18 protein-coding genes are annotated in these 19558 nt (G+C 56.4%); 7 read left to right on the top strand and 11 right to left on the bottom strand.

The features are described 5' to 3' along the window. Nucleotides 1-8: 8 nt before the first annotated feature. Nucleotides 9-983, top strand: coding sequence for a glyoxylate/hydroxypyruvate reductase GhrB (ghrB, locus tag FOC35_RS09165; RefSeq protein WP_172568733.1), 975 nt, complete (start codon nucleotides 9-11; stop codon nucleotides 981-983). 40 nt (nucleotides 984-1023) lie between these two features. Here ghrB and FOC35_RS09160 read toward each other — a convergent pair whose 3' ends face one another. The 3 genes from FOC35_RS09160 to FOC35_RS09150 form a co-directional block, all read right to left on the bottom strand. Next, a complete protein-coding gene (locus FOC35_RS09160; protein WP_172568732.1) occupies nucleotides 1024-1359 on the bottom strand; it encodes a hypothetical protein in 336 nt (111 codons plus the stop codon). A 12-nt stretch (nucleotides 1360-1371) separates the two neighbouring features. Beyond that, nucleotides 1372-1641, bottom strand: coding sequence for a hypothetical protein (locus tag FOC35_RS09155; protein WP_172568731.1), 270 nt, complete (start codon nucleotides 1639-1641; stop codon nucleotides 1372-1374). Nucleotides 1642-1797: 156 nt separating this feature from the next. After that, nucleotides 1798-2508, bottom strand: a complete 711-nt coding sequence (locus FOC35_RS09150; protein WP_039899476.1) for a DUF3053 domain-containing protein — start codon at nucleotides 2506-2508, stop codon at nucleotides 1798-1800. 402 nt (nucleotides 2509-2910) lie between these two features. Between FOC35_RS09150 and FOC35_RS09145 the strand changes: the two genes are divergently transcribed. After that, nucleotides 2911-3198 (top strand): HTH-type transcriptional regulator, encoded by a 288-nt coding sequence (locus FOC35_RS09145; RefSeq protein WP_016538770.1) that lies wholly within the window; start codon nucleotides 2911-2913, stop codon nucleotides 3196-3198. A 47-nt stretch (nucleotides 3199-3245) separates the two neighbouring features. Here the strand turns inward: FOC35_RS09145 and FOC35_RS09140 are convergent, their stop codons facing one another. The 4 genes from FOC35_RS09140 to FOC35_RS09125 all read right to left on the bottom strand — a co-directional run bounded on the left by FOC35_RS09140 (nucleotide 3246) and on the right by FOC35_RS09125 (nucleotide 8511). Then, nucleotides 3246-4901, bottom strand: coding sequence for a methyl-accepting chemotaxis protein (locus tag FOC35_RS09140; RefSeq protein WP_172568730.1), 1656 nt, complete (start codon nucleotides 4899-4901; stop codon nucleotides 3246-3248). Nucleotides 4902-5072: 171 nt separating this feature from the next. Continuing rightward, complete coding sequence (glyS, locus tag FOC35_RS09135) at nucleotides 5073-7142, bottom strand: glycine--tRNA ligase subunit beta (protein WP_172568729.1); 2070 nt, start codon at nucleotides 7140-7142, stop codon at nucleotides 5073-5075. Between the two features lie 10 nt (nucleotides 7143-7152). After that, nucleotides 7153-8064 (bottom strand): glycine--tRNA ligase subunit alpha, encoded by a 912-nt coding sequence (gene glyQ, locus FOC35_RS09130; RefSeq protein WP_016538773.1) that lies wholly within the window; start codon nucleotides 8062-8064, stop codon nucleotides 7153-7155. Nucleotides 8065-8172: 108 nt separating this feature from the next. Continuing rightward, complete coding sequence (locus FOC35_RS09125) at nucleotides 8173-8511, bottom strand: YsaB family lipoprotein (RefSeq protein WP_083478390.1); 339 nt, start codon at nucleotides 8509-8511, stop codon at nucleotides 8173-8175. A 130-nt stretch (nucleotides 8512-8641) separates the two neighbouring features. Between FOC35_RS09125 and FOC35_RS09120 the strand changes: the two genes are divergently transcribed. Beyond that, nucleotides 8642-9637, top strand: a complete 996-nt coding sequence (locus FOC35_RS09120; RefSeq protein ID WP_172568728.1) for an acyltransferase — start codon at nucleotides 8642-8644, stop codon at nucleotides 9635-9637. Here the strand turns inward: FOC35_RS09120 and FOC35_RS09115 are convergent. The 4 genes from FOC35_RS09115 to xylA form a co-directional block, all read right to left on the bottom strand. Then, nucleotides 9630-10556 (bottom strand): GlxA family transcriptional regulator, encoded by a 927-nt coding sequence (locus FOC35_RS09115; RefSeq protein WP_172568727.1) that lies wholly within the window; start codon nucleotides 10554-10556, stop codon nucleotides 9630-9632. The genes FOC35_RS09120 and FOC35_RS09115 overlap by 8 nt on opposite strands. Next, on the bottom strand, nucleotides 10553-11095 hold the full coding sequence (locus FOC35_RS09110; protein WP_172568726.1) for an isochorismatase family protein: 543 nt from the start codon (nucleotides 11093-11095) through the stop codon (nucleotides 10553-10555). Before FOC35_RS09110 ends, FOC35_RS09115 begins: the two co-directional genes overlap by 4 nt. A gap of 236 nt (nucleotides 11096-11331) precedes the next feature. After that, nucleotides 11332-12786 carry a xylulokinase gene (gene xylB / locus FOC35_RS09105; RefSeq protein WP_172568725.1) on the bottom strand — a complete coding sequence of 485 codons (1455 nt, stop codon included), beginning with the start codon at nucleotides 12784-12786 and terminating at the stop codon, nucleotides 11332-11334. A 46-nt stretch (nucleotides 12787-12832) separates the two neighbouring features. Beyond that, the gene (gene xylA / locus FOC35_RS09100; protein ID WP_039899478.1) at nucleotides 12833-14155 is read right to left on the bottom strand and encodes a xylose isomerase; all 1323 of its coding nucleotides are present in this window, start codon (nucleotides 14153-14155) and stop codon (nucleotides 12833-12835) included. A 372-nt stretch (nucleotides 14156-14527) separates the two neighbouring features. Between xylA and xylF the strand changes: the two genes are divergently transcribed. The 4 genes from xylF (at nucleotide 14528) to xylR (ending at nucleotide 19557) form a co-directional block, all read left to right on the top strand. After that, on the top strand, nucleotides 14528-15520 hold the full coding sequence (gene xylF, locus FOC35_RS09095) for a D-xylose ABC transporter substrate-binding protein (RefSeq protein WP_172568724.1): 993 nt from the start codon (nucleotides 14528-14530) through the stop codon (nucleotides 15518-15520). A 49-nt stretch (nucleotides 15521-15569) separates the two neighbouring features. Further along, nucleotides 15570-17111: a xylose ABC transporter ATP-binding protein gene (locus FOC35_RS09090; protein WP_172568723.1), complete on the top strand. Its 1542-nt coding sequence runs from the start codon at nucleotides 15570-15572 to the stop codon at nucleotides 17109-17111. Beyond that, nucleotides 17089-18270, top strand: a complete 1182-nt coding sequence (gene xylH, locus FOC35_RS09085) for a xylose ABC transporter permease XylH (protein WP_172568722.1) — start codon at nucleotides 17089-17091, stop codon at nucleotides 18268-18270. The genes FOC35_RS09090 and xylH overlap by 23 nt, the downstream gene beginning before the upstream one ends. Before the next feature lie 108 nt (nucleotides 18271-18378). Beyond that, on the top strand, nucleotides 18379-19557 hold the full coding sequence (xylR, locus tag FOC35_RS09080) for a D-xylose utilization transcriptional activator XylR (protein WP_016538783.1): 1179 nt from the start codon (nucleotides 18379-18381) through the stop codon (nucleotides 19555-19557). Nucleotide 19558 lies beyond the last annotated feature (1 nt).

Raw genomic sequence — 19558 nt, 5'->3', positions numbered from 1 at the left:
AGAATCTCATGAAGCCGTCCGTCATCCTCTACAAGACGCTGCCTGATAACCTGCTGTCCCGTCTTGAAAGTCACTTTACCGTCACCCAGTTTGACGATATCAGCCCGGAAACCGTAAAGGCGAATGCCGACGTGTTCGCCAATGCCGAAGGTATCCTGGGTTCCGGCGGCAAAGTCGACGGCGCGTTTCTGGCGAGTACGCCAAAGCTACGGGTGGCTTCCACCGTTTCCGTCGGCTATGACAACTTCAATGTTGATGCCCTGAACGAACGCGGCGTAGTGCTGATGCACACCCCAACCGTGCTGACGGAAACCGTTGCCGACACGGCAATGGCGCTCATTCTCTCCAGCGCCCGCCGCGTAGTCGAAGTGGCCGAACGCGTGAAGAACGGCGAGTGGCAAAGCAGCATCGGCGCTGACTGGTTCGGTATCGACGTGCACCATAAAACGCTCGGCATTTTGGGTATGGGGCGCATTGGACTGGCGCTGGCGCAGCGCGCTCACTTCGGCTTCAGCATGCCGATTCTGTATAACGCCCGCCGCCATCACAAAGAAGCCGAGGAGCGTTTTAATGCCCGCTACTGCGACCTCGATACCCTGCTGGCGGAGTCTGATTTTGTCTGTATTCTGCTGCCGCTAAGCGACGAAACCCGTCACCTGATCGGCGCGGAGCAAATTGCAAAAATGAAATCTTCGGCAGTGCTGATAAACGTCGGGCGCGGCCCGGTAGTGGATGAGAAGGCGCTGATTCAGGCACTACAGGAAGGTAAAATTCACGCCGCCGGGCTGGACGTATTCGAGCAGGAACCGCTGGCCGTGGACTCGCCGCTGCTGAGCCTGCCGAACGTGGTCGCCCTGCCGCACATCGGCTCCGCAACCCATGAAACCCGCTATGGCATGGCGGAGTGCGCGGTAGAGAACCTGATTACCGCGTTAACCGGCAAGATTGAGGTGAACTGCGTGAATCCTCAGGTACTGAAGTAATCTGGTTAATAGAGTGGGTTACGCACAAGCTAACCCACCACTAATAAATCACACTGTGTCTATATAATGCGGCCTCGAAGTCTTCCTTCATGCTGGCGTAAAGCAAGATATTGACTGATGCAGGATCGCCGTCATCATAGAAACAGCGATAATCATTTTCAGTATCCAGCCATTCCCGAATTCTTATCCCTTTATCAGCCAGAATGCCATTAAAGCGATATCGGGTAGGATCTTGCGATATTGCCGCTACTGCACGCATAAGCAGAGAGTCGATTAGCTTTGCGGCCTCGGCATGGACGATAAACTGCGCCTTGAAAAACTCCAGATCCTGAAGGCTGATAACCGCAGTCCCCGCAAACTCGACTGGCTTATTCATCCCTGATTGCCCTTATTTTCTGGCTGACCGCAGTTTTGCTAATGCGTCTTCAGGAGAAAAGGTCTCGCCCGCCACAACATCCTGTTTTGCTTTCATAATAAGCTTCAGCAACGCATTACTCTGACGCTCCCTGGCCCGCTCTGCTTCTTCAAGCTGGCGCTCGGCAACTGTTTGCACAAATAACTCTGCAACACCATTTTTGGTCACGTAGACGCCCCCCTCAAACAGCTCTGGGTTGCTCAATCCTTCGCGGGGGGTTTTTTGCGACATGGTATTTGGCATGATTGTACCCTCAGCTTAAATAGACATGGTGATTTTATGAGCAATCAGGGGCGGGATCCAATTTATACTAAATTTACTCACGGATGCAGATATTAACGCCATAAAAAAGGTGGAGCAGCCGCGAGGCCCTCCACCTTTTTTTACTGCAAAATCAGCTTACTGCATTGCGCTCTGCGCGGCAGTCCAGGCCTGAGTAAATGCCTGATGCTGCGCGGCCAGCGGGGCAATCAGCGAGTTGTACTGGCTGGCCTGCTGAGAGGTCGGGAACTGGATACCGCCGTTGGCAAAGCCCACCTGATTATTCTGCTGAGCGATAAAATCGCCCACCTGCACCAGCTGCTGGGTCAGGGTCTGGGCCGCCGGGATCAGCGGAGCCATCGCGTTAGCCGGACCGGTTACCACTTTCTGGTACACCTGATAGTAAACGGTTTTCAGGTCATCCGGCTGTTTCAGCGCCGCAAGCGCGCCATCGGCCTGCATTTTTGCATTCTGAACCTGCTGGCCTAATACGTTCAGCGAGCCGTTAGCCTGGCGCAGCGCGTCGCGCTGGGTCATATAATCCTGTGGAGCTCGGATGCTGTTGACGCTGTCCACAACCGGCTTCATGCCTTCGTCCATTGCCTGGCTTACCTGCTGAGAGAAGCCGTACAGAATGGCGTAGTCTGATACCAGCGGGCCAAACTGTTTTTTCTGATCGGACGTCAGCGTCGGCAGGCGATCGCCGCTACGCATAGCCGTGTTTTGCAGAAAATCGATGAACGCCTTGCGCTGGTCGCCTTCTTTATCGAAGCAACCGCTGAGGCTCACCACCATTAACAACGCCGCCAGCGGCGCAAACCAGCGAGACCAGGACTTACCTGTCGCCATCATTTCTACTCCTATTACCAATGCACTACCTGGCAAATTGCCACCCAATAACGATGCTAAGAATAGTCCAAGCGCCCCTCGCAAGATACCCTTTCACGATAATCTCTTATGCCTGCCGCGTTCATCAGCCGGACCGCTAAAAAGGCCGCGGCGGTTGGCAGCTCTGCCCGCCGGTCTCAGCTTGCTAACTATTTGCATAACTATTTACAGTTTTATACTAACCCAGCGCTCTGAGAGCGTTTTCAAGCGCTTACTTCGCCTGAGCATTCAGCTGAAACGCATAAGCTTTTTCTAAAGCACGATTGGTTCAGGGCAGGACGATACGCGGGCGTCAAAGCAGACTACAGTTAATAAGCTTCTTAGCGTTCACGTTCTCGCTGTGTGATTTATGAGGAGTTCTCAATGGAATATAAAGATCCAATGATTGAGCTGCTTAGTAGCCTTGAGCAGATTGTTTTTAAAGATAAACAGGCTCTTAGCCTGAGTCAGAAATCCAACGCCTTCTCCGAATTTGAGCAACTGCGCAAAAGCACCGGACTAAAAATTGATGATTTTGCTCAGGCGATGGGTGTTAGCGTTTCCATGGTGCAGGAATGGGAGTCGCGACGACTAAAACCGTCAAGCACCGAGCTGAAACTGATGCGCCTGATTCAGGCGAATCCGGCACTCAGCAAGCAGTTAATGAGTTAGAAAAAACCCCGCTGCGATGCGGGGTTTGTCATTTCTGAGTCTAAGCCTTAGAAAGTTTCCCAGTTTGCATCCGCACCCGCAGTTTGCGGTTTTAAGGCTGCCGGTTGAGGCCGTAGTTTTTCGCCAACCGGCTCGGCCCGGCGTCCCCCGCCCTGTAGCTGGAACACCGCCACCGCCAGACGCAGCTCGCTGGCCTGATCTTCAAGCGCCGCCGCCGCCGAAGCGGACTCTTCCACCAGGGAGGCGTTTTGCTGGGTCACGCTGTCCATCTCGGAAACCGCCTGCGCCACCTGCTCAATGCCTTTGCTTTGCTCATCGGAAGCCGAAGCAATTTCACCCATGATGTCGGTTACGCGGGTCACCGCGGCGACTATCTCTTTCATGGTCGCCCCTGCCTCCCGCACCTGGCTTGAGCCGGTATCAATGCGTGAAACCGAGTTCTCAATCAGCACTTTAATCTCTTTTGCCGCCTGGGCGCTGCGGCTCGCCAGGGTTCTCACCTCGCCTGCTACTACGGCAAAACCACGCCCCTGCTCGCCCGCCCGCGCGGCTTCTACCGCGGCGTTTAGCGCCAGGATATTGGTCTGGAAGGCGATGCTGTCGATGACGCTGGTGATATCCACAATCTTGCCGGAGCTTTCGGCAATCTCGTTCATGGTGCTGACCACGCTTTCCACCACGCGCCCGCCTTTCTGCGCGGTTTCCGAGGCATTTTTCGCAAGGCCCGTTGCCTGGCGAGCGTTGTCGGTGTTTTGCTTCACGGTGGCGGTGAGCTGTTCCATGCTGGCCGCCGTCTCTTCAAGCGCCGCAGCCTGCTGCTCGGTACGGGAGGAGAGGTCGCTGCTGCCCGCTGAGATTTCGCTCGCGCCTGTGTAGATGGAGTCGGCATTGTCGCGCACCGAGCTTACGGTCTTAATCAGCGACTGCTGCATCGTCTTCAGCCCGGCCGAGAGGCGGCTCATTTCGCTGCGCCCTTCGGCTTCGATATTGCGCGTTAAATCCCCTTCTGAAATAGCCTGTATATGCCCCATAACGGTTTTTAAAGGCCACAGCAGCACGCGCTGCAACCCCAGCCAGATTATCACCAGCGCAGCAATCACGATCAGCAGAATAGCGCCAAGCGTCCACAGCATGCTGGTAAAACTACTTTGGTTCTGCTCGCTGGCCGCCTTCAACAGATGGGTATTTTGCGTCAGCCACTGGCCGTAAACCGCCTTGAAGTCGTCCTGAGCCTGCTGCGCATCCAGGTTGCCGTAGGCCTGGTAGTTATCGGCCTTCAGGAACTCAATGGACTGCAACAACACGTCATGCATCTGCTTAAAGCTGGCAGCGGCTTTATCGTCGATGGCTTTTTCCTGGCCGGGAACATCGTCAGAGTCCATGTAATTGGAAAACTGCTTCTGCGACTCGCCCAGCAAAACTCCGGCATTCGCCAGCAGCTTATTCATCGCCTCCAGCGCGGCGGGATCGCGCTGATTTTTTAGTACCCGAATGGCCACGCGGTTGATAGTAACGCGAGCCTCAACCAGCGTCAGGAAGCTGCCGCCCAGCTGTTCCTGCTGGTAATTCAGCAGCCCGGTTTTTTGGAAGTTAAGACGATCGCCGCTGACCGAGGAGTAAAAGAGCGCTCCGGTCAGCAGCAGCAGCGCGCTGAAGATCCCAAGCGTGGTAACGATTCCGGTGATGACTTTGACATTTTTCATGGGGCCGAACATTCCTGAGGTGGTAGGCGATATTAGATATATCGGTTCGGCGCGGATTAACCTTATCGCTGCTGGCAGAGTTTTTTGTTAATCCATTGATATTTGAAAGTAAAAAAATCGACAAAAAAACCCGCCGAAGCGGGTTTATGACAGAGAGTAGCTTTTAAGCGATTATTGCAGCAGAGAAATGTCCGCTACCTGCAAGAACAGCTCGCGCAGCTTGGTCAGCAAAGTCAGGCGGTTAATGCGCAGCTCTTTGTCTTCCGCGTTAACCATCACCTTATCGAAGAACTCATCCACCGGCTCACGCAGGTTAGCCAGCTCTTCCAGCGCTTCCTGGTAGCGGCCTTCCGCGAAGTACGGCTGCAACTTATCGCGCAGAACCACTACATTGGTCGCCAGGCGAATTTCTTCGGCTTCTTTCAGCACGGAGGCACGAACGGTCTCGTTCAGCGCTTCGTCGGACTTGGCAAGAATGTTGGATACACGCTTGTTAGCCGCCGCCAGAGAGGCCGCCGCTTCCAGAGTACGGAAGTGGGAAACCGCCTTCATACGGGCATCAAAGTCGGCCGGTTTGGTCGGACGACGAGCCAGTACCGCCTGGATGGTGTCAACCGCGTGACCTTCTTCCTGATACCAGGCGCGGAAGCGGCCCAGCATGAAGTCGATAACGTCATCAACCACATTGGCATTGGTCAGCTTGCTGCCGTAGAGGCGCACGGCTTCTTCGGCCAGGGTTTGCAGATCCAGCGGCAGGTTTTTCTCAACGATAATACGCAGCACGCCCAGCGCAGCACGGCGCAGCGCAAACGGGTCTTTATCGCCTTTAGGGTGCTGACCGATGCCGAAGATACCCGCAAGGGTGTCCATCTTGTCGGCAATCGCTACCGCACAGGCAACCAGGTTAGACGGCAGAGCGTCACCGGCAAAGCGCGGCTGATACTGCTCGTTCAACGCAACAGCTACATCTTCCGCTTCGCCGTCGTGGCGCGCGTAGTGCATGCCCATCACGCCCTGAGTGTCGGTAAATTCGAACACCATGTTGGTCATCAGGTCGCACTTGGAGAGCAGGCCTGCGCGGGTCGCGTGGTTCACGTCGGCACCAATCTGCCCGGCAATCCAGCCAGAAAGCGCTTCGATGCGGTTGGTTTTGTCGCGCAGGGTGCCCAGCTCTTTCTGGAACAGAACGGTCTCCAGACGCGGCAGGTTGTCTTCCAGGCGCTTTTTACGGTCGGTATTGAAGAAGAACTCCGCATCCGCAAGGCGCGGGCGCACAACTTTCTCGTTACCGGAGATAATCTGTATCGGATCTTTAGACTCGATGTTGGCTACGAAGATGAAGTTCGGCAACAGCTTGCCGTCGTCGGCGTAAACCGGGAAATACTTCTGGTCGCCCTTCATGGTGTAAACCAGCGCTTCGGCAGGCACCGCGAGGAATTTCTCTTCGAATTTCGCGGTCAGCACGACCGGCCATTCCACCAGCGAGGTGACCTCTTCCAGCAGGCTTTCGCTCAGGTCAGCGTTGCCGCCAATCTTACGCGCAGCTTCTTCGGCGTCGCGCTTGATAACTGCTTTACGCTGTTCGTAATCGGCGATCACCTTGCCGCGTTCCAGCAGGATTTGCGGATACTGTTCGGCGTTGTCGATGGTGAATTCCGGCTCGCCCATAAAGCGGTGGCCGCGAATCACGCGATCGGACTGAATGCCGAGAATGGTGGCGGGGATAAGCTCGTCGCCCAGCAGCAGCGTGAGGGTATGAACCGGACGCACAAAGTGGATGTCGGACGCGCCCCAGCGCATCAGCTTAGGAATTGGCAGCTTAGCCAGCGAAGTTGCAATCATGTTCGGCAGCAGCGCCTGAACGCTTTCGCCCTTCACATGAGCGCGGTACAACAGCCACTCACCTTTGTCGGTCGCCAGACGCTCGGCCTGGTCAACGGTAATACCGCAGCCGCGCGCCCAGCCTTCTGCCGCTTTGCTCGGCTTGCCTTCGGCGTCAAACGCGGCGGTTACCGCAGGGCCGCGTTTTTCAACTTCGCGATCCGGCTGAGAGGCAGCCAGGTTAGCGATTTTCAGCGCCAGACGGCGCGGGGCCGCAAACCATTTTACTTCACCGTGGGCGATGTTTGCCGCATCCAGCTCGGCGGTGACGTTGGCAGCGAAGGACTCAGCCAGGCTGCGCAGGGCTTTTGGTGGCAGCTCTTCAGTGCCAAGCTCCACCAGGAAAGTTTTTTCAGACATGCCAGCCTCTCTAGTTTTTCTTATTGCACATCGGGAAGCCAAGCGCTTCACGAGAAGCGTAGTAGGCTTCGGCCACGGCTTTGGTCAGGGTGCGAATGCGCAGAATGTAGCGCTGACGCTCGGTCACCGAGATGGCCTTGCGCGCATCCAGCAGGTTAAAGCTGTGAGCGGCTTTCAGAATACGTTCGTAGGCCGGCAGCGGCAGCGGAGTTTCCAGCGCCAGCAGCTGCTGGGCTTCTTTCTCATACTGCTCGAAGCAGGTGAACAGGAAGTCCACATCGGCGTATTCGAAGTTATAGGTGGACTGCTCCACTTCGTTCTGGTGGAACACGTCGCCGTAGGTGGTTTTACCCAGCGGGCCGTCGCTCCACACCAGGTCGTAAACGCTGTCTACGCCCTGAATGTACATAGCAAGACGCTCTAAACCGTAGGTGATTTCACCGGTTACCGGCTTGCACTCCAGGCCGCCAACCTGCTGGAAGTAGGTAAACTGGGTGACTTCCATACCGTTCAGCCACACTTCCCAGCCCAGGCCCCACGCGCCAAGCGTTGGGTTTTCCCAGTTATCTTCCACGAAGCGAATGTCATGAATCGTCGGATCCATTCCCAGCTCTTTCAGCGACCCGAGGTACAGCTCCTGAATATTGTCCGGGGAAGGCTTAATCACCACCTGGAACTGATAGTAGTGCTGTAAACGGTTCGGGTTTTCGCCGTAACGGCCATCGGTAGGACGGCGGGACGGCTGCACATAAGCGGTGGCCATTGGCTCCGGGCCTAAGGCACGCAGGCTGGTCATCGGGTGAGAGGTGCCTGCGCCTACTTCCATGTCCAAAGGTTGAACAATGGTGCAGCCCTGGCGAGCCCAGTAGTCCTGTAAGGTCAGGATCAGGCCTTGAAAGGTCTTGGTATCAAACTTTTGCATGTTGAATTCGCACGCGTTCGGTGGATTTAAGAGAAGCGGCCAGTATATACGCAAAAGCGGTTGAGTTGTATCAACACGGCAACGGAACGGCCCGGAGGCGAAAAGCCGTTAAGTTGTTGCGCGTTGGTTGAGGTTTTCGCGACTGGAAAGGTGTGAAAACTGACCACTTTGGTCAAAAGAACAGGTAAAGCCCTCTTTGCGGGCAGTATTGCCTGCCAGTTCATAGCTTGCCTGATACTGCTTAAAATCGGACACATTAATACGCTGCGGCTGGGTGTTGTAGCGTAATGCGGCTTCGTTTTTACACGCCAGCTCCATAGCACCGGCATTGACCCGCGGGCGAGCCTGCTGCGCATATTGGCTTTCCTGCTGTGGGGCGCTACACGCGCTCAGGAAAAACGCAAAAAATACCGTTAAGAGGAGTCGATTTCTTTTTTCTTCCATCATCATTCGCTGCCAGTACGTTAAACTCGGTTTCTTATTCATACTCCCCGTGAACCACGCATTCTGCGAAGCGACGGCGGGGATGACAAGATGCGCGGCACAAACTCAGAAATATCCAGGCTCAGGGGAACGAATGCAGCAGAAGATAAACTGGATCGATAACCTTCGTGGCATCGCTTGCCTGATGGTCGTCATGATCCACACCACGACCTGGTACATTACCAATCCACACAGCGTGACCGCTTTTAGTTGGGATCTGTCGAACGTACTTAATTCAGCCTCACGCGTCAGCGTGCCGCTCTTTTTTATGATTTCAGGTTATCTGTTCTTCGGTGAGCGCAGCGCTCAGCAGCGCCACTTCCTGCGGATTTCCAGCTGCCTGCTGTTCTATAGCGCCATCGCCCTGCTTTACATCTGGCTGTTTACGCCAATAAGCGTCGGCCTGGCGCTGCGCTACATCCTGCAAAAACCGGTGTTTTATCACCTGTGGTTTTTCTTCGCGATTATGGTGATTTACCTGCTTTCGCCGCTGATACAGGTCAAAAAGGTCAGCGCCGTCACCATTCTGGGCCTGATGGTGCTGCTGGGCGTAGTGGCGAACCCCAATACCGTGCCGCAGACTCTGGGCAATATGAAGTGGATGCCGGTTAATCTTTATATCAACGGCGATACTTTCTATTACGTGCTGTACGGGCTGTTAGGGCGGGCAATTGGCATGCTGGAGACGAGGAAAAACTGGGTTAGCGTGCTGGCGGGTGGCCTGTTCCTGCTGTGCGTGATGTCTATCTCTCTGGGCACCCGCAGGCAGCTGGAAATTAACCAAAACTTCGCCGAAACCTTTTACGTTTACTGCGGCCCGCTGGTGTTTATCGCCGCCATCAGCCTGCTGGTCTTCGCCAAAAACTGTCTTAACCAGCGCCCGCTGCCCGGGCTGGCGTTTATTTCACGTTATTCGCTGGGGATTTACGGTTTTCACGCGCTGATTATTCATTATCTTCGCACGCACGATATCGAGATAACCGCCTGGCCGGTGCTGGATATCCTCTGGATATTTGGCGCAACCCTTGCTGGCAGCCTGCTGCTGGCGTTGGCGGTTGGCAAACTCGACCGCTGGAAGCTGGTCAGCTAGCCCCGCTTGCTCTGGAGCGGGCCCGGTGCAGCTGTCGGGGTGAAGAAAACCCGGCGGCGCTGGCTGCCTGCTCCATGCGCTGCCCCTGCAATAGCCGCTGTTCGGCAACCGCAAGCCTTAGCTGCTCCAGATAGTCGCGTACAGAAATGCCAAGATGTTGCTGGAAAAGACGGGAAAGATGCCGAGGGCTGACGTGAACCCGGCTGGCGATTTCCGGCACCGGCCAGGGTAGCTCGGGGGCCCCGGACAGCAAATCCTGGGCGCGGTGTACCGCCGGATGAATATGGTTGCGGTAGCGCAGCCAGGGAGAAAGCTGCGGATCGTCGCCGGAACGCCGGAACCAGACCACCATTTCTCTCGCCACCTCCAGCGCCACGCGCGGGCCGCAGTAGCGGTTAATCAAATGCAGGGAAAGATCGATGCCGGAAGTGATCCCCGCGCTGGTCCAGATGCCCCGGTCCTCAACAAAAATTCGGTTGTCCTTTACCTGCGCGCCCGGTGCCGCCGCTTTTAAACGCTCGAGCACATCATGATGGGTGGTGCACTGCACGCCGTTCATCAGGCCCGCCCGTGCCGCCAGCAGCGAGCCGGAGCATACGCACATCAGATTAAGCTGCTGGCTGTGGATCTGCGGCTGAAGCCGGGTCAGCCAGCGCCGTACCTCTTCGGCCTGCGGCGTGGCAAAAAAACGGTTTGAATCGCACACCCCGGGCAGCACCAGCAGACTGCCCGGAGGAAGCCGCTCCGGCAGAGGCTGAATGCCGCTGAAGGTCAGGCCGATGGAGGTTTCTACCTGTGGGTCCGGGCCGATGTAGTGCAGATCAAACGCGTTCTTCGCCAGCCCCAGCGTTTCCGCCGGGCCGCTCAGGTCGAGGGATAACACCCCCGGCAGCACCACAAACCAGACCCCAATACTCATTCCAGCGACTCCAGACACTCGGCTACGGTTTGTATCTCTGCGAAGCGCCCTGCCAGTACCGTTTCAGTGCGATGGCGCAGGATCGCGGCGTCCAGCGTAACGCCTTTCCAGCTCATCGGGAAGGTCAGCATCGCTTCGCTGACGAAAGTAACGCGATAGCCCAAATCGGAGGCGACCCGAGTCGTTGTTTCGCAACACTGCTCGGTACGAATACCGCAAATAATCAGGTGGTTAATGTCCCGGTCGCGTAGCCAGCGATCCAGCCCGGTATCGGTAAAGGCGTTATGAACGTGCTTCCGAAAGCTGACGGCAGGTTGATGCTGTAAGAACGGCATCGGCGTCACAAAACCGGAATCCAGCGAAAACGCGCCGTCGCCGTCAACGTGGAAGATATCCACCACCGGCACGCCTTTGACCTGACAGCCGGCAATCAGTGCCAGTATGGCCTGCTGAAACGCCGGAACATCGTCCTCCTGCCAGTAGTCACGGTGGAAGAAGGATTGTTGAGTATCGATATTAATAAGCGCGTTGCGTGACATTTTCGGACTCCTCATCTGTTGGCCTGAAGCCATTCTGACAAGGCTTAACTGCAATGCTAATACCAAAAACGGACAGGATGAGGGTGGTTTGGGACGATCCGTTATCACTTGGTTACCGGTGTTTATGCTAATCCGGAGATAATTCCGTTCACGCAATATCCCGTTGCCACGCCATCGTCCCCGGCTTTGACCCAATTCAGGCGGGGTGGAGCTGCCGCGCTCCAGGGGAAGTGCTATCACGACATCAGCGGTAAAAGCTGCTGATAAATCTGATTAAACACCTGACGTCGCCCGGCGTAGCGCTGGTGGCGATTGAAATCAGGTTGATGCCTTTGCTCCAGCGGCAGCTGTGGGAGCAGAGATTGCAGCGACTGGCCGGGCGAAAGCGCGATTTGTGCCAGCCGCGCCGCGCCAAGCGCTGGCCCAACGTCGCCGCCGGTGCGGTAGTCCAGCACCTGGCCGCTGATATCCGCCAGCATTTGCCGCCAGTACGGGCTGCGCGCCCCGCCGCCTATCAGCGTTACGCTATCCGGCGTGATACCGCAAAGGTGTACCACATCCATGCCGTCCGCCAGGGCATAGCCCACGCCTTCAAGCACCGCGCGGGCAAGCTCTGCCGGGCCGTGTTGATGGGTCAGGCCGAAGAAGGTGCCTTTTGCCTGCGGGTTATTATGCGGCGTTCGCTCCCCGGAGAGGTACGGCAAGAACCAAACTACGCCAGCGTCCTGGTTAGCCTGCTCGGCGGCGGCCAGCAGGGCGGGAACAGAGCCAAGCCCGGTCAACTTAGCCGCCCAGTCAAGGCAGGAAGCCGCACTCAGCATTACCGACATCAAATGCCAGCGGTTCGGCAAAGCGTGACAAAAACTGTGCACCGCGCTTTCGGGGTTGCTGCGAAAGCCGTCGCTCACCGCAAAGTAAACGCCGGATGTCCCGAGGGAAAGCATTGCCTGCCCGGCATCCACCATTCCCACGCCAATCGCGCCCGCCGCGTTATCGCCACCACCGGCTACCACGGGAACCGCAGCCATATTCCAGGCCGCAGCCACTTCAGGTTTCAGCACGCCGGTGACTTCGCTGCCTTCAAACAGCTCCGGCATATGCTGGCGGGAAAGACGGCAGGCATCCAGCATGATGTCGCTCCAGTCGCGCTTCGCGACATCCAGCCACATCGTTCCCGCCGCGTCTGACATGTCGCTGGCGAACTCGCCGGTCATTCTCAGGCGCAGGTAATCTTTTGGCAGCAGCACTTTGTTAATCTGGGCGAAGACTTCAGGCTCGTGGCGCTCCACCCACAACAGTTTTGGCGCGGTAAAGCCCGGCATCATCAGGTTGCCGGTAATCGCCCGCGCTTCCTCAACATTGCTTTCAAGCAGCGCGCACTCTTCACCGCTGCGGCCATCGTTCCATAAAATCGCCGGGCGCAGCACCCGTTGTTTACTGTCCAGCAGCGTGGCACCGTGCATCTGCCCGGCAAGCCCGATAGCCTTTACGCCCTTCAGCGGATGCTCAGCGCCCAGGGCGCGCATTGCCCGATCGGTTGCGAGCCACCAGCTTTCGGGATCTTGCTCGGACCAGAGCGAATGAGGCCGGGACACGGTAAGCGGTTCGCTATGCGCGGCCAGCACCTCGCCTGCTTCACCCAGCAGGATTGCCTTCACGCCCGAAGTGCCAAGATCGATGCCGATATACATGGTAGCTCCTTAATATCGCGCCGCGTTACCGGCGGCGCAGGAAGGTTTATTTATCAAATAGATAGTGATTCACCAGGTTTTCCAGCAGCTCCTGATGCCCGCTCTGATGCTGGGGTGCCAGGTTATGCTGCTCAGCGTACTGTGCCAGCTGCGTGAGCGATATCTGCCCTTTAAGAATTTGCTGGCCCAGCTCACTATTCCACCCGGCGTAACGTTTGGCTACTCGCTTATCAAGCTCGCCGTCCTCGACCATGCGTGCGGCAATTTTCAGCGCCAGCGCCATGGTGTCCATCGCGCCGATATGGCCGTAGAACAGGTCATATTTATCGGTGCTCTGGCGCCGCACTTTGGCATCAAAGTTCAGGCCGCCGGTGGTTAACCCACCCGCTTTGAGGATTTCGTACATGACCAGGGCGTTTTCTTCCACGCTGTTCGGGAACTGGTCGGTATCCCAACCCAGCTGCGGGTCCCCCCGGTTGGCATCCACCGAACCAAAGATCCCCAAAGCAATGGCGCTGGCGATTTCGTGGTGGAAGGAGTGGCCCGCGAGCGTGGCGTGGTTGGCCTCAATATTCACTTTGATCTCTTTTTCCAGACCAAACTGCTTCAGGAAGCCGTAGACCGTCGCGACATCGTAATCATACTGGTGCTTGGTCGGCTCCTGCGGCTTAGGCTCGATAAGCAGCGTGCCGCGGAAGCCGATTTTATGTTTATGCTCAACCACCATCTGCATAAAGCGGCCGATCTGCTCGCGTTCCTGCCGCAGGTCGGTATTCAGCAGGGTTTCATAACCTTCTCGCCCGCCCCAGAGCACATAGTTTTCGCCGCCCAGCTGATGAGTCGCGTTCATCGCCGTTACAACCTGCGTGGCGGCCCAGGAGAATACGTCCGGATCGGGGTTAGTCGCCGCCCCGGCGCCATATCGTGGATGGGTGAAGCAGTTAGCCGTGCCCCACAGCAGCTTCACGCCGCTTTCCTGCTGTTTTTGCGCCAGCACTTCTGTCATCTGCGCAAAATTGTTCAGGTACTCTTTCAGGGAAGCGCCTTCGGGCGAGACGTCGACATCGTGGAAACAGTAGTAAGGCACGTTTAGTTTGTGGAAAAATTCAAATGCCACGTCGGCCTTGCGTTTCGCCAGCGCCATTGCGTCACCGGCCTGCTGCCACGGGCGCTCAAACGCCCCCACGCCGAACATATCCGCGCCGGTCCAGCAGAATGTATGCCAGTAGCAGGCGGCGAAGCGCAGGTGCTCTTCCATACGTTTGCCGAGAATCAGCTCGTCCGGGTTGTAGTGGCGAAACGCCAGCGGGTTGGTGGTTTTCGGCCCTTCAAAGCGAACGCGATCAAGTTGGTCAAAATAGGCTTGCATAATTAACTCCGTCATCAGGAAAACAGCTGCCAGGATAGAAAGTTATTTCATCCTGGTGTCTCCCGAACGGTTGCTCAATTACGTTATTTCACACCGGGATTAAGAGAATACTCAAACGTGCGCTGGCTCTCAAAAAAGAGGCTAAAAATAATTAGCAACAGCCTGAATCAGGGCAATAAATTATCTCCACAGGTTATTCACTCGATATAAAACCCGATCGCCATCATAAATTGACAATTAAACCAAAAAACATAATGCCAGGATAAAAATCTGTAATTGAAGGTTGCGCCCGCAGCGATAACAATCCGAAGGTCTACTGATGTGAACCATTCTTTACTCCGATAAGCCCTCTCTCCCTACAGGTAAAATAAAATGAAGATAAAGAACATCTTACTGACGTTATGTGCCGCACTTGTCCTCACCAGCGTGAGCGGCATGGCAAAAGAAGTCAAAATCGGTATGGCGATTGATGACCTGCGCCTCGAGCGCTGGCAAAAAGACCGCGATATCTTTGTTAAAAAAGCCGAATCTTTAGGGGCGAAAGTATTTGTGCAGTCCGCCAACGGCAATGAAGAAACGCAGATGTCGCAGATTGAAAACATGATAAACCGCGGCGTTGACGTGTTGGTTATTATTCCTTACAACGGCCAGGTATTAAGCAACGTGATCGCAGAGGCCAAACGTGAAGGCATAAAAGTATTAGCCTATGACCGTATGATAAATAATGCCGACATTGATTTTTATATTTCCTTCGACAATGAAAAAGTCGGTGAATTACAGGCTAAAAGCATTGTTAACAAAGCACCCCAGGGAAATTATTTTTTAATGGGCGGCTCGCCGGTGGATAATAATGCAAAATTATTCCGTGCCGGGCAGATGAAAGTATTAAAACCTTATATTGATGAAGGGAAAATTAAAGTCGTCGGCGATCAGTGGGTTGACGGCTGGCTGCCGGAAAACGCGCTGAAAATAATGGAAAACGCATTGACGGCGAATAATAACAAGATTGATGCGGTAGTGGCTTCTAACGATGCCACGGCCGGCGGCGCTATTCAGGCGCTTAGCGCCCAGGGGCTGGCGGGTAAAGTCGCTATTTCCGGCCAGGATGCGGACCTTGCGGGGATCAAGCGCATTATTGCCGGGACCCAGACCATGACCGTGTATAAACCCATTACCAAACTGGCAAATACCGCCGCCGAAATTGCCGTCGAATTGGGCGAAGGTAAGCAGCCAGCCTCCGATACCAAACTGAATAACGGCCTGAAAGAGGTCCCTTCCCGCCTGTTGACGCCAATCGAAGTGGATAAAACCAATATCGACAGCACCGTCATCGCCGATGGTTTCCACAAAAAAGCCGAGCTGTAGGCCGCAGGCCCGCCATAACGCGGGCCATCTCTGACCCGGAGGAGAGGTTATGCCTCATTTGCTGGAAATGAAAAATATCACCAAAGCCTTTGGCGCGGTGAAAGCGGTGGACAACGTAAGCCTGGCGCTCGAGGCCGGAGAGGTCATGTCGCTGTGCGGCGAAAATGGTTCGGGCAAATCAACGTTGATGAAAGTTCTGTGCGGGATCTACCCTCACGGCAGCTATGAAGGCGAAATCTGGTTTGCGGGCGAGCTGTTACAGGCCAGCCACATCCGCGATACCGAGCGTAAGGGCATCGCCATTATTCACCAGGAGCTGGCGCTGGTTAAGCACCTCACCGTGCTGGAAAACATCTTCCTCGGCACGGAGATAACCCGCCGCGGGGTGTTGGACTACGACACCATGACGCTGCGCTGCCAGAAGCTGCTGGCTCAGGTGAACTTGCCTCTCTCCCCGGATACCCGGGTGGGCGATTTAGGCCTCGGGCAGCAACAATTGGTGGAGATAGCGAAAGCGCTGAACAAGCAGGTTCGCCTGCTGATTCTGGATGAGCCGACCGCCTCGCTCACCGGGCAGGAAACCGACACGCTGCTGGGGATCATTCGCAGCCTTCAGGCCCACGGCATCGCGTGTATTTATATCTCCCACAAGCTCAATGAAGTGAAAGCCATCTCAGACAGCATCTGCGTTATCCGGGACGGGCAGCCCATCGGCACCCGCCAGGCCGCACAGATGAGCGAGGACGATATCATCACTATGATGGTAGGCCGCGAGCTTACCGCGCTCTACCCGAGCGAGCCGCACCAGGCCGGGGATGAAATCCTGCGCGTGGAACACCTCACCGCCTGGCACCCGGTTAACCGGCACATTAAGCGGGTTAACGATGCTTCTTTTTCCCTGCGCAAAGGCGAAATCCTCGGTATTGCCGGACTGGTCGGCGCAGGGCGAACCGAGGCGGTGCAGTGCCTGTTTGGCGTCTGGCCGGGGCGCTGGGAAGGCGAAGTGTACATTGACGGCCAGCGCGTCCATATCAACAACTGCCAGCAGGCGATTGCCCACGGTATCGCGATGGTGCCGGAAGACCGCAAAAAAGACGGCATCGTGCCGGTGATGGAGGTTGGGCAAAACATCACCCTGGCCGCGCTGGACAGGTTTTCCGGCCCTCTCAGCAGCCTGGACGAGGCGGCGGAGCAGGACTGTATGCTGCAATCGCTCAGGCGCCTGAAGGTAAAGACCTCATCGCCGGAACTTGCCATTGGCCGCCTCAGCGGCGGAAACCAGCAAAAAGCGATTCTCGCCCGCTGCCTGCTGCTCAACCCACGCATCCTGATACTCGACGAGCCAACGCGCGGGATCGATATCGGCGCGAAGTACGAAATTTATAAATTAATCAATCAATTGGTGCAGCAGGGGATTGCTGTGATTGTCATCTCTTCGGAACTGCCGGAGGTGCTCGGTCTCAGCGACCGGGTGCTGGTAATGCACGAAGGGCGCATAAAAGCCGATTTGATTAACCGCAACCTGACCCAGGAAAGGGTGATGGAAGCCGCCCTGAGGAGTGACCCCTATGTCGAAAAGCAACTCGCCTGAACTGAAACTTGCGGCACCGGGCCGCCCGGCATTTGGCGGCCTCAGGGCGCTTAATTTGCAGGTCTTCGTGATGATAGCCGCCATCGTCGTCATCATGCTGTTCTTCACCTGGCAAACCGAGGGGGCTTATCTCAGCGCCCGCAACGTCTCCAACCTGCTGCGCCAGACGGCTATCACCGGCATCCTGGCCGTGGGCATGGTGTTTGTGATTATTTCCGCTGAAATCGATCTCTCGGTGGGGTCGATGATGGGGCTGCTCGGCGGCGTCGCGGCGATTTTTGACGTCTGGCTCGGCTGGCCGCTGCCGCTGACGATTGTCGTCACCCTCGCGCTTGGCCTGCTGCTCGGGGCCTGGAACGGCTGGTGGGTCGCCTACCGTAAAGTGCCGTCGTTCATCGTCACCCTCGCCGGGATGCTGGCCTTTCGCGGCGTACTGATCGGCATTACCAACGGCACGACCGTATCGCCAACCAGCGCGGGGATGTCGCAAATTGGGCAGAGCTACCTGCCGGACGGTATCGGCTTTGGCGTTGGCGTCATCGGGCTGATGGGGTTCATTGCCTGGCAGTGGCGGCTGCGCATGCGCCGCCAGGCGCTTGGGCTTGTCGCTCCTGCATCCAGCGGCATGGTGGGTCGCCAGGCGTTAACCGCCGTGATTATCCTCGGGGCTATCTGGCTGCTGAACGACTACCGTGGCGTGCCAACCCCGGTATTAATCCTCGCCCTGCTGCTGCTGGCCGGCATGTTCATGGCGACGCGTACCGCCTTTGGCCGCCGTATTTACGCCATCGGCGGCAACATCGATGCCGCGCGCCTGTCCGGGATTAACGTCGAACGCACCAAGCTCGCGGTCTTCGCGATTAACGGCCTGATGGTGGCGATTGCCGGGCTGATTTTAAGCTCGCGCCTCGGTGCGGGTTCCCCTTCTGCCGGGAATATTGCCGAACTGGACGCCATCGCCGCCTGCGTTATCGGCGGCACCAGCCTGGCAGGAGGCATCGGCAGCGTGGCTGGCGCGATAATGGGGGCTTTTATCATGGCCTCGCTGGACAACGGCATGAGCATGATGGATGTGCCCACCTTCTGGCAGTACATCGTCAAAGGGGCCATTTTGCTGCTGGCGGTATGGATGGATTCCGCGACCAAACGTCGGGCTTAAACGACCAGCGGCAAAACGTGCAAGCGATCACAATGCCGGGGCGGCGTTCCCCGGCGCTGTTATGGCTGTGATATTGAGACACGAGGCTATTTTCAGGAAACCATCAGCATGTTTGAGAAACGTCATCGCATCACGCTGTTATTCAATGCCAATAAAGTGTACGACCGCCAGGTGGTCGAGGGCGTCGGTGAATATTTGCAGGCGTCTCAATCCGAGTGGGATATTTTCATCGAAGAGGATTTCCGCGCTCGTATCGACAACATAAAGGAGTGGCTGGGCGACGGCGTTATCGCCGACTTCGATGACCGGGAAATTGAGCGCCTGCTGGCCGGTGCCGGCGTGCCGATTGTCGGGGTGGGCGGTTCATATCATCTTCCTGAGCACTACCCGCCGGTGCATTACATCGCCACGGACAACCACGCGCTGGTGGAAAGCGCCTTTTTGCATTTGAAAGAGAAAGGCGTACAGCGCTTCGCTTTTTACGGGCTGCCTGGCTCCAGCGGTAAGCGCTGGGCCGCGGAGCGTGAGCACGCCTTCCGCCAGTTAGTGGCGCAGGAAAAATATCGCGGCGTGGTTTATCAGGGGATCGAAACCGCACCGGAAAACTGGCAGCACGCGCAAAATCGGCTCGCCGACTGGGTGCAAACCCTGCCTCCGCAAACCGGGATAATCGCGGTGACGGATGCGAGGGCGCGCCATCTGCTCCAGGTTTGCGAGCATCTTCATATCCCGGTGCCGGAAAAGCTGTGTGTCATTGGAATCGATAATGAAGAATTAACCCGCTACTTATCGCGGGTGGCGCTCTCCTCCGTTGCCCAGGGTACTCGCCAGATGGGCTACCAGGCGGCCAAGCTGCTGCACCGGCTGCTGGCTGATGAAAACCTGCCTTTGCAGCGCGTGCTGGTCCCGCCGGTGAGGGTCGTGGAGCGCAGCTCAACCGACTACCGCTCGCTGCACGACCCGGCGGTCATACAGGCGATGCATTACATCCGCAATCATGCCTGCAAGGGTATTAAGGTCGAGCAGGTGCTGGATGCGGTGGGTATTTCTCGCTCCAATCTGGAGAAGCGCTTTAAAGAGGAAGTGGGGGAGACGATCCACGCGGTTATCCACGCGGAAAAACTTGAAAAGGCGCGCAGCCTGCTAATTTCGACCTCGCTCTCTATCAACGAGATATCACAAATGTGCGGCTACCCTTCTTTGCAATATTTCTATTCGGTATTTAAAAAAGAGTACGACGCGACGCCAAAAGAACACCGCGACCGATTTAGCGAAGTTTTAGTTTAAC

It is taken from the genome of Cedecea sp. FDAARGOS_727, from assembly GCF_012273235.1.
Lineage (GTDB): Bacteria > Pseudomonadota > Gammaproteobacteria > Enterobacterales > Enterobacteriaceae > Cedecea > Cedecea davisae.
This window is presented reverse-complemented; position numbering and strand designations above follow the sequence as displayed.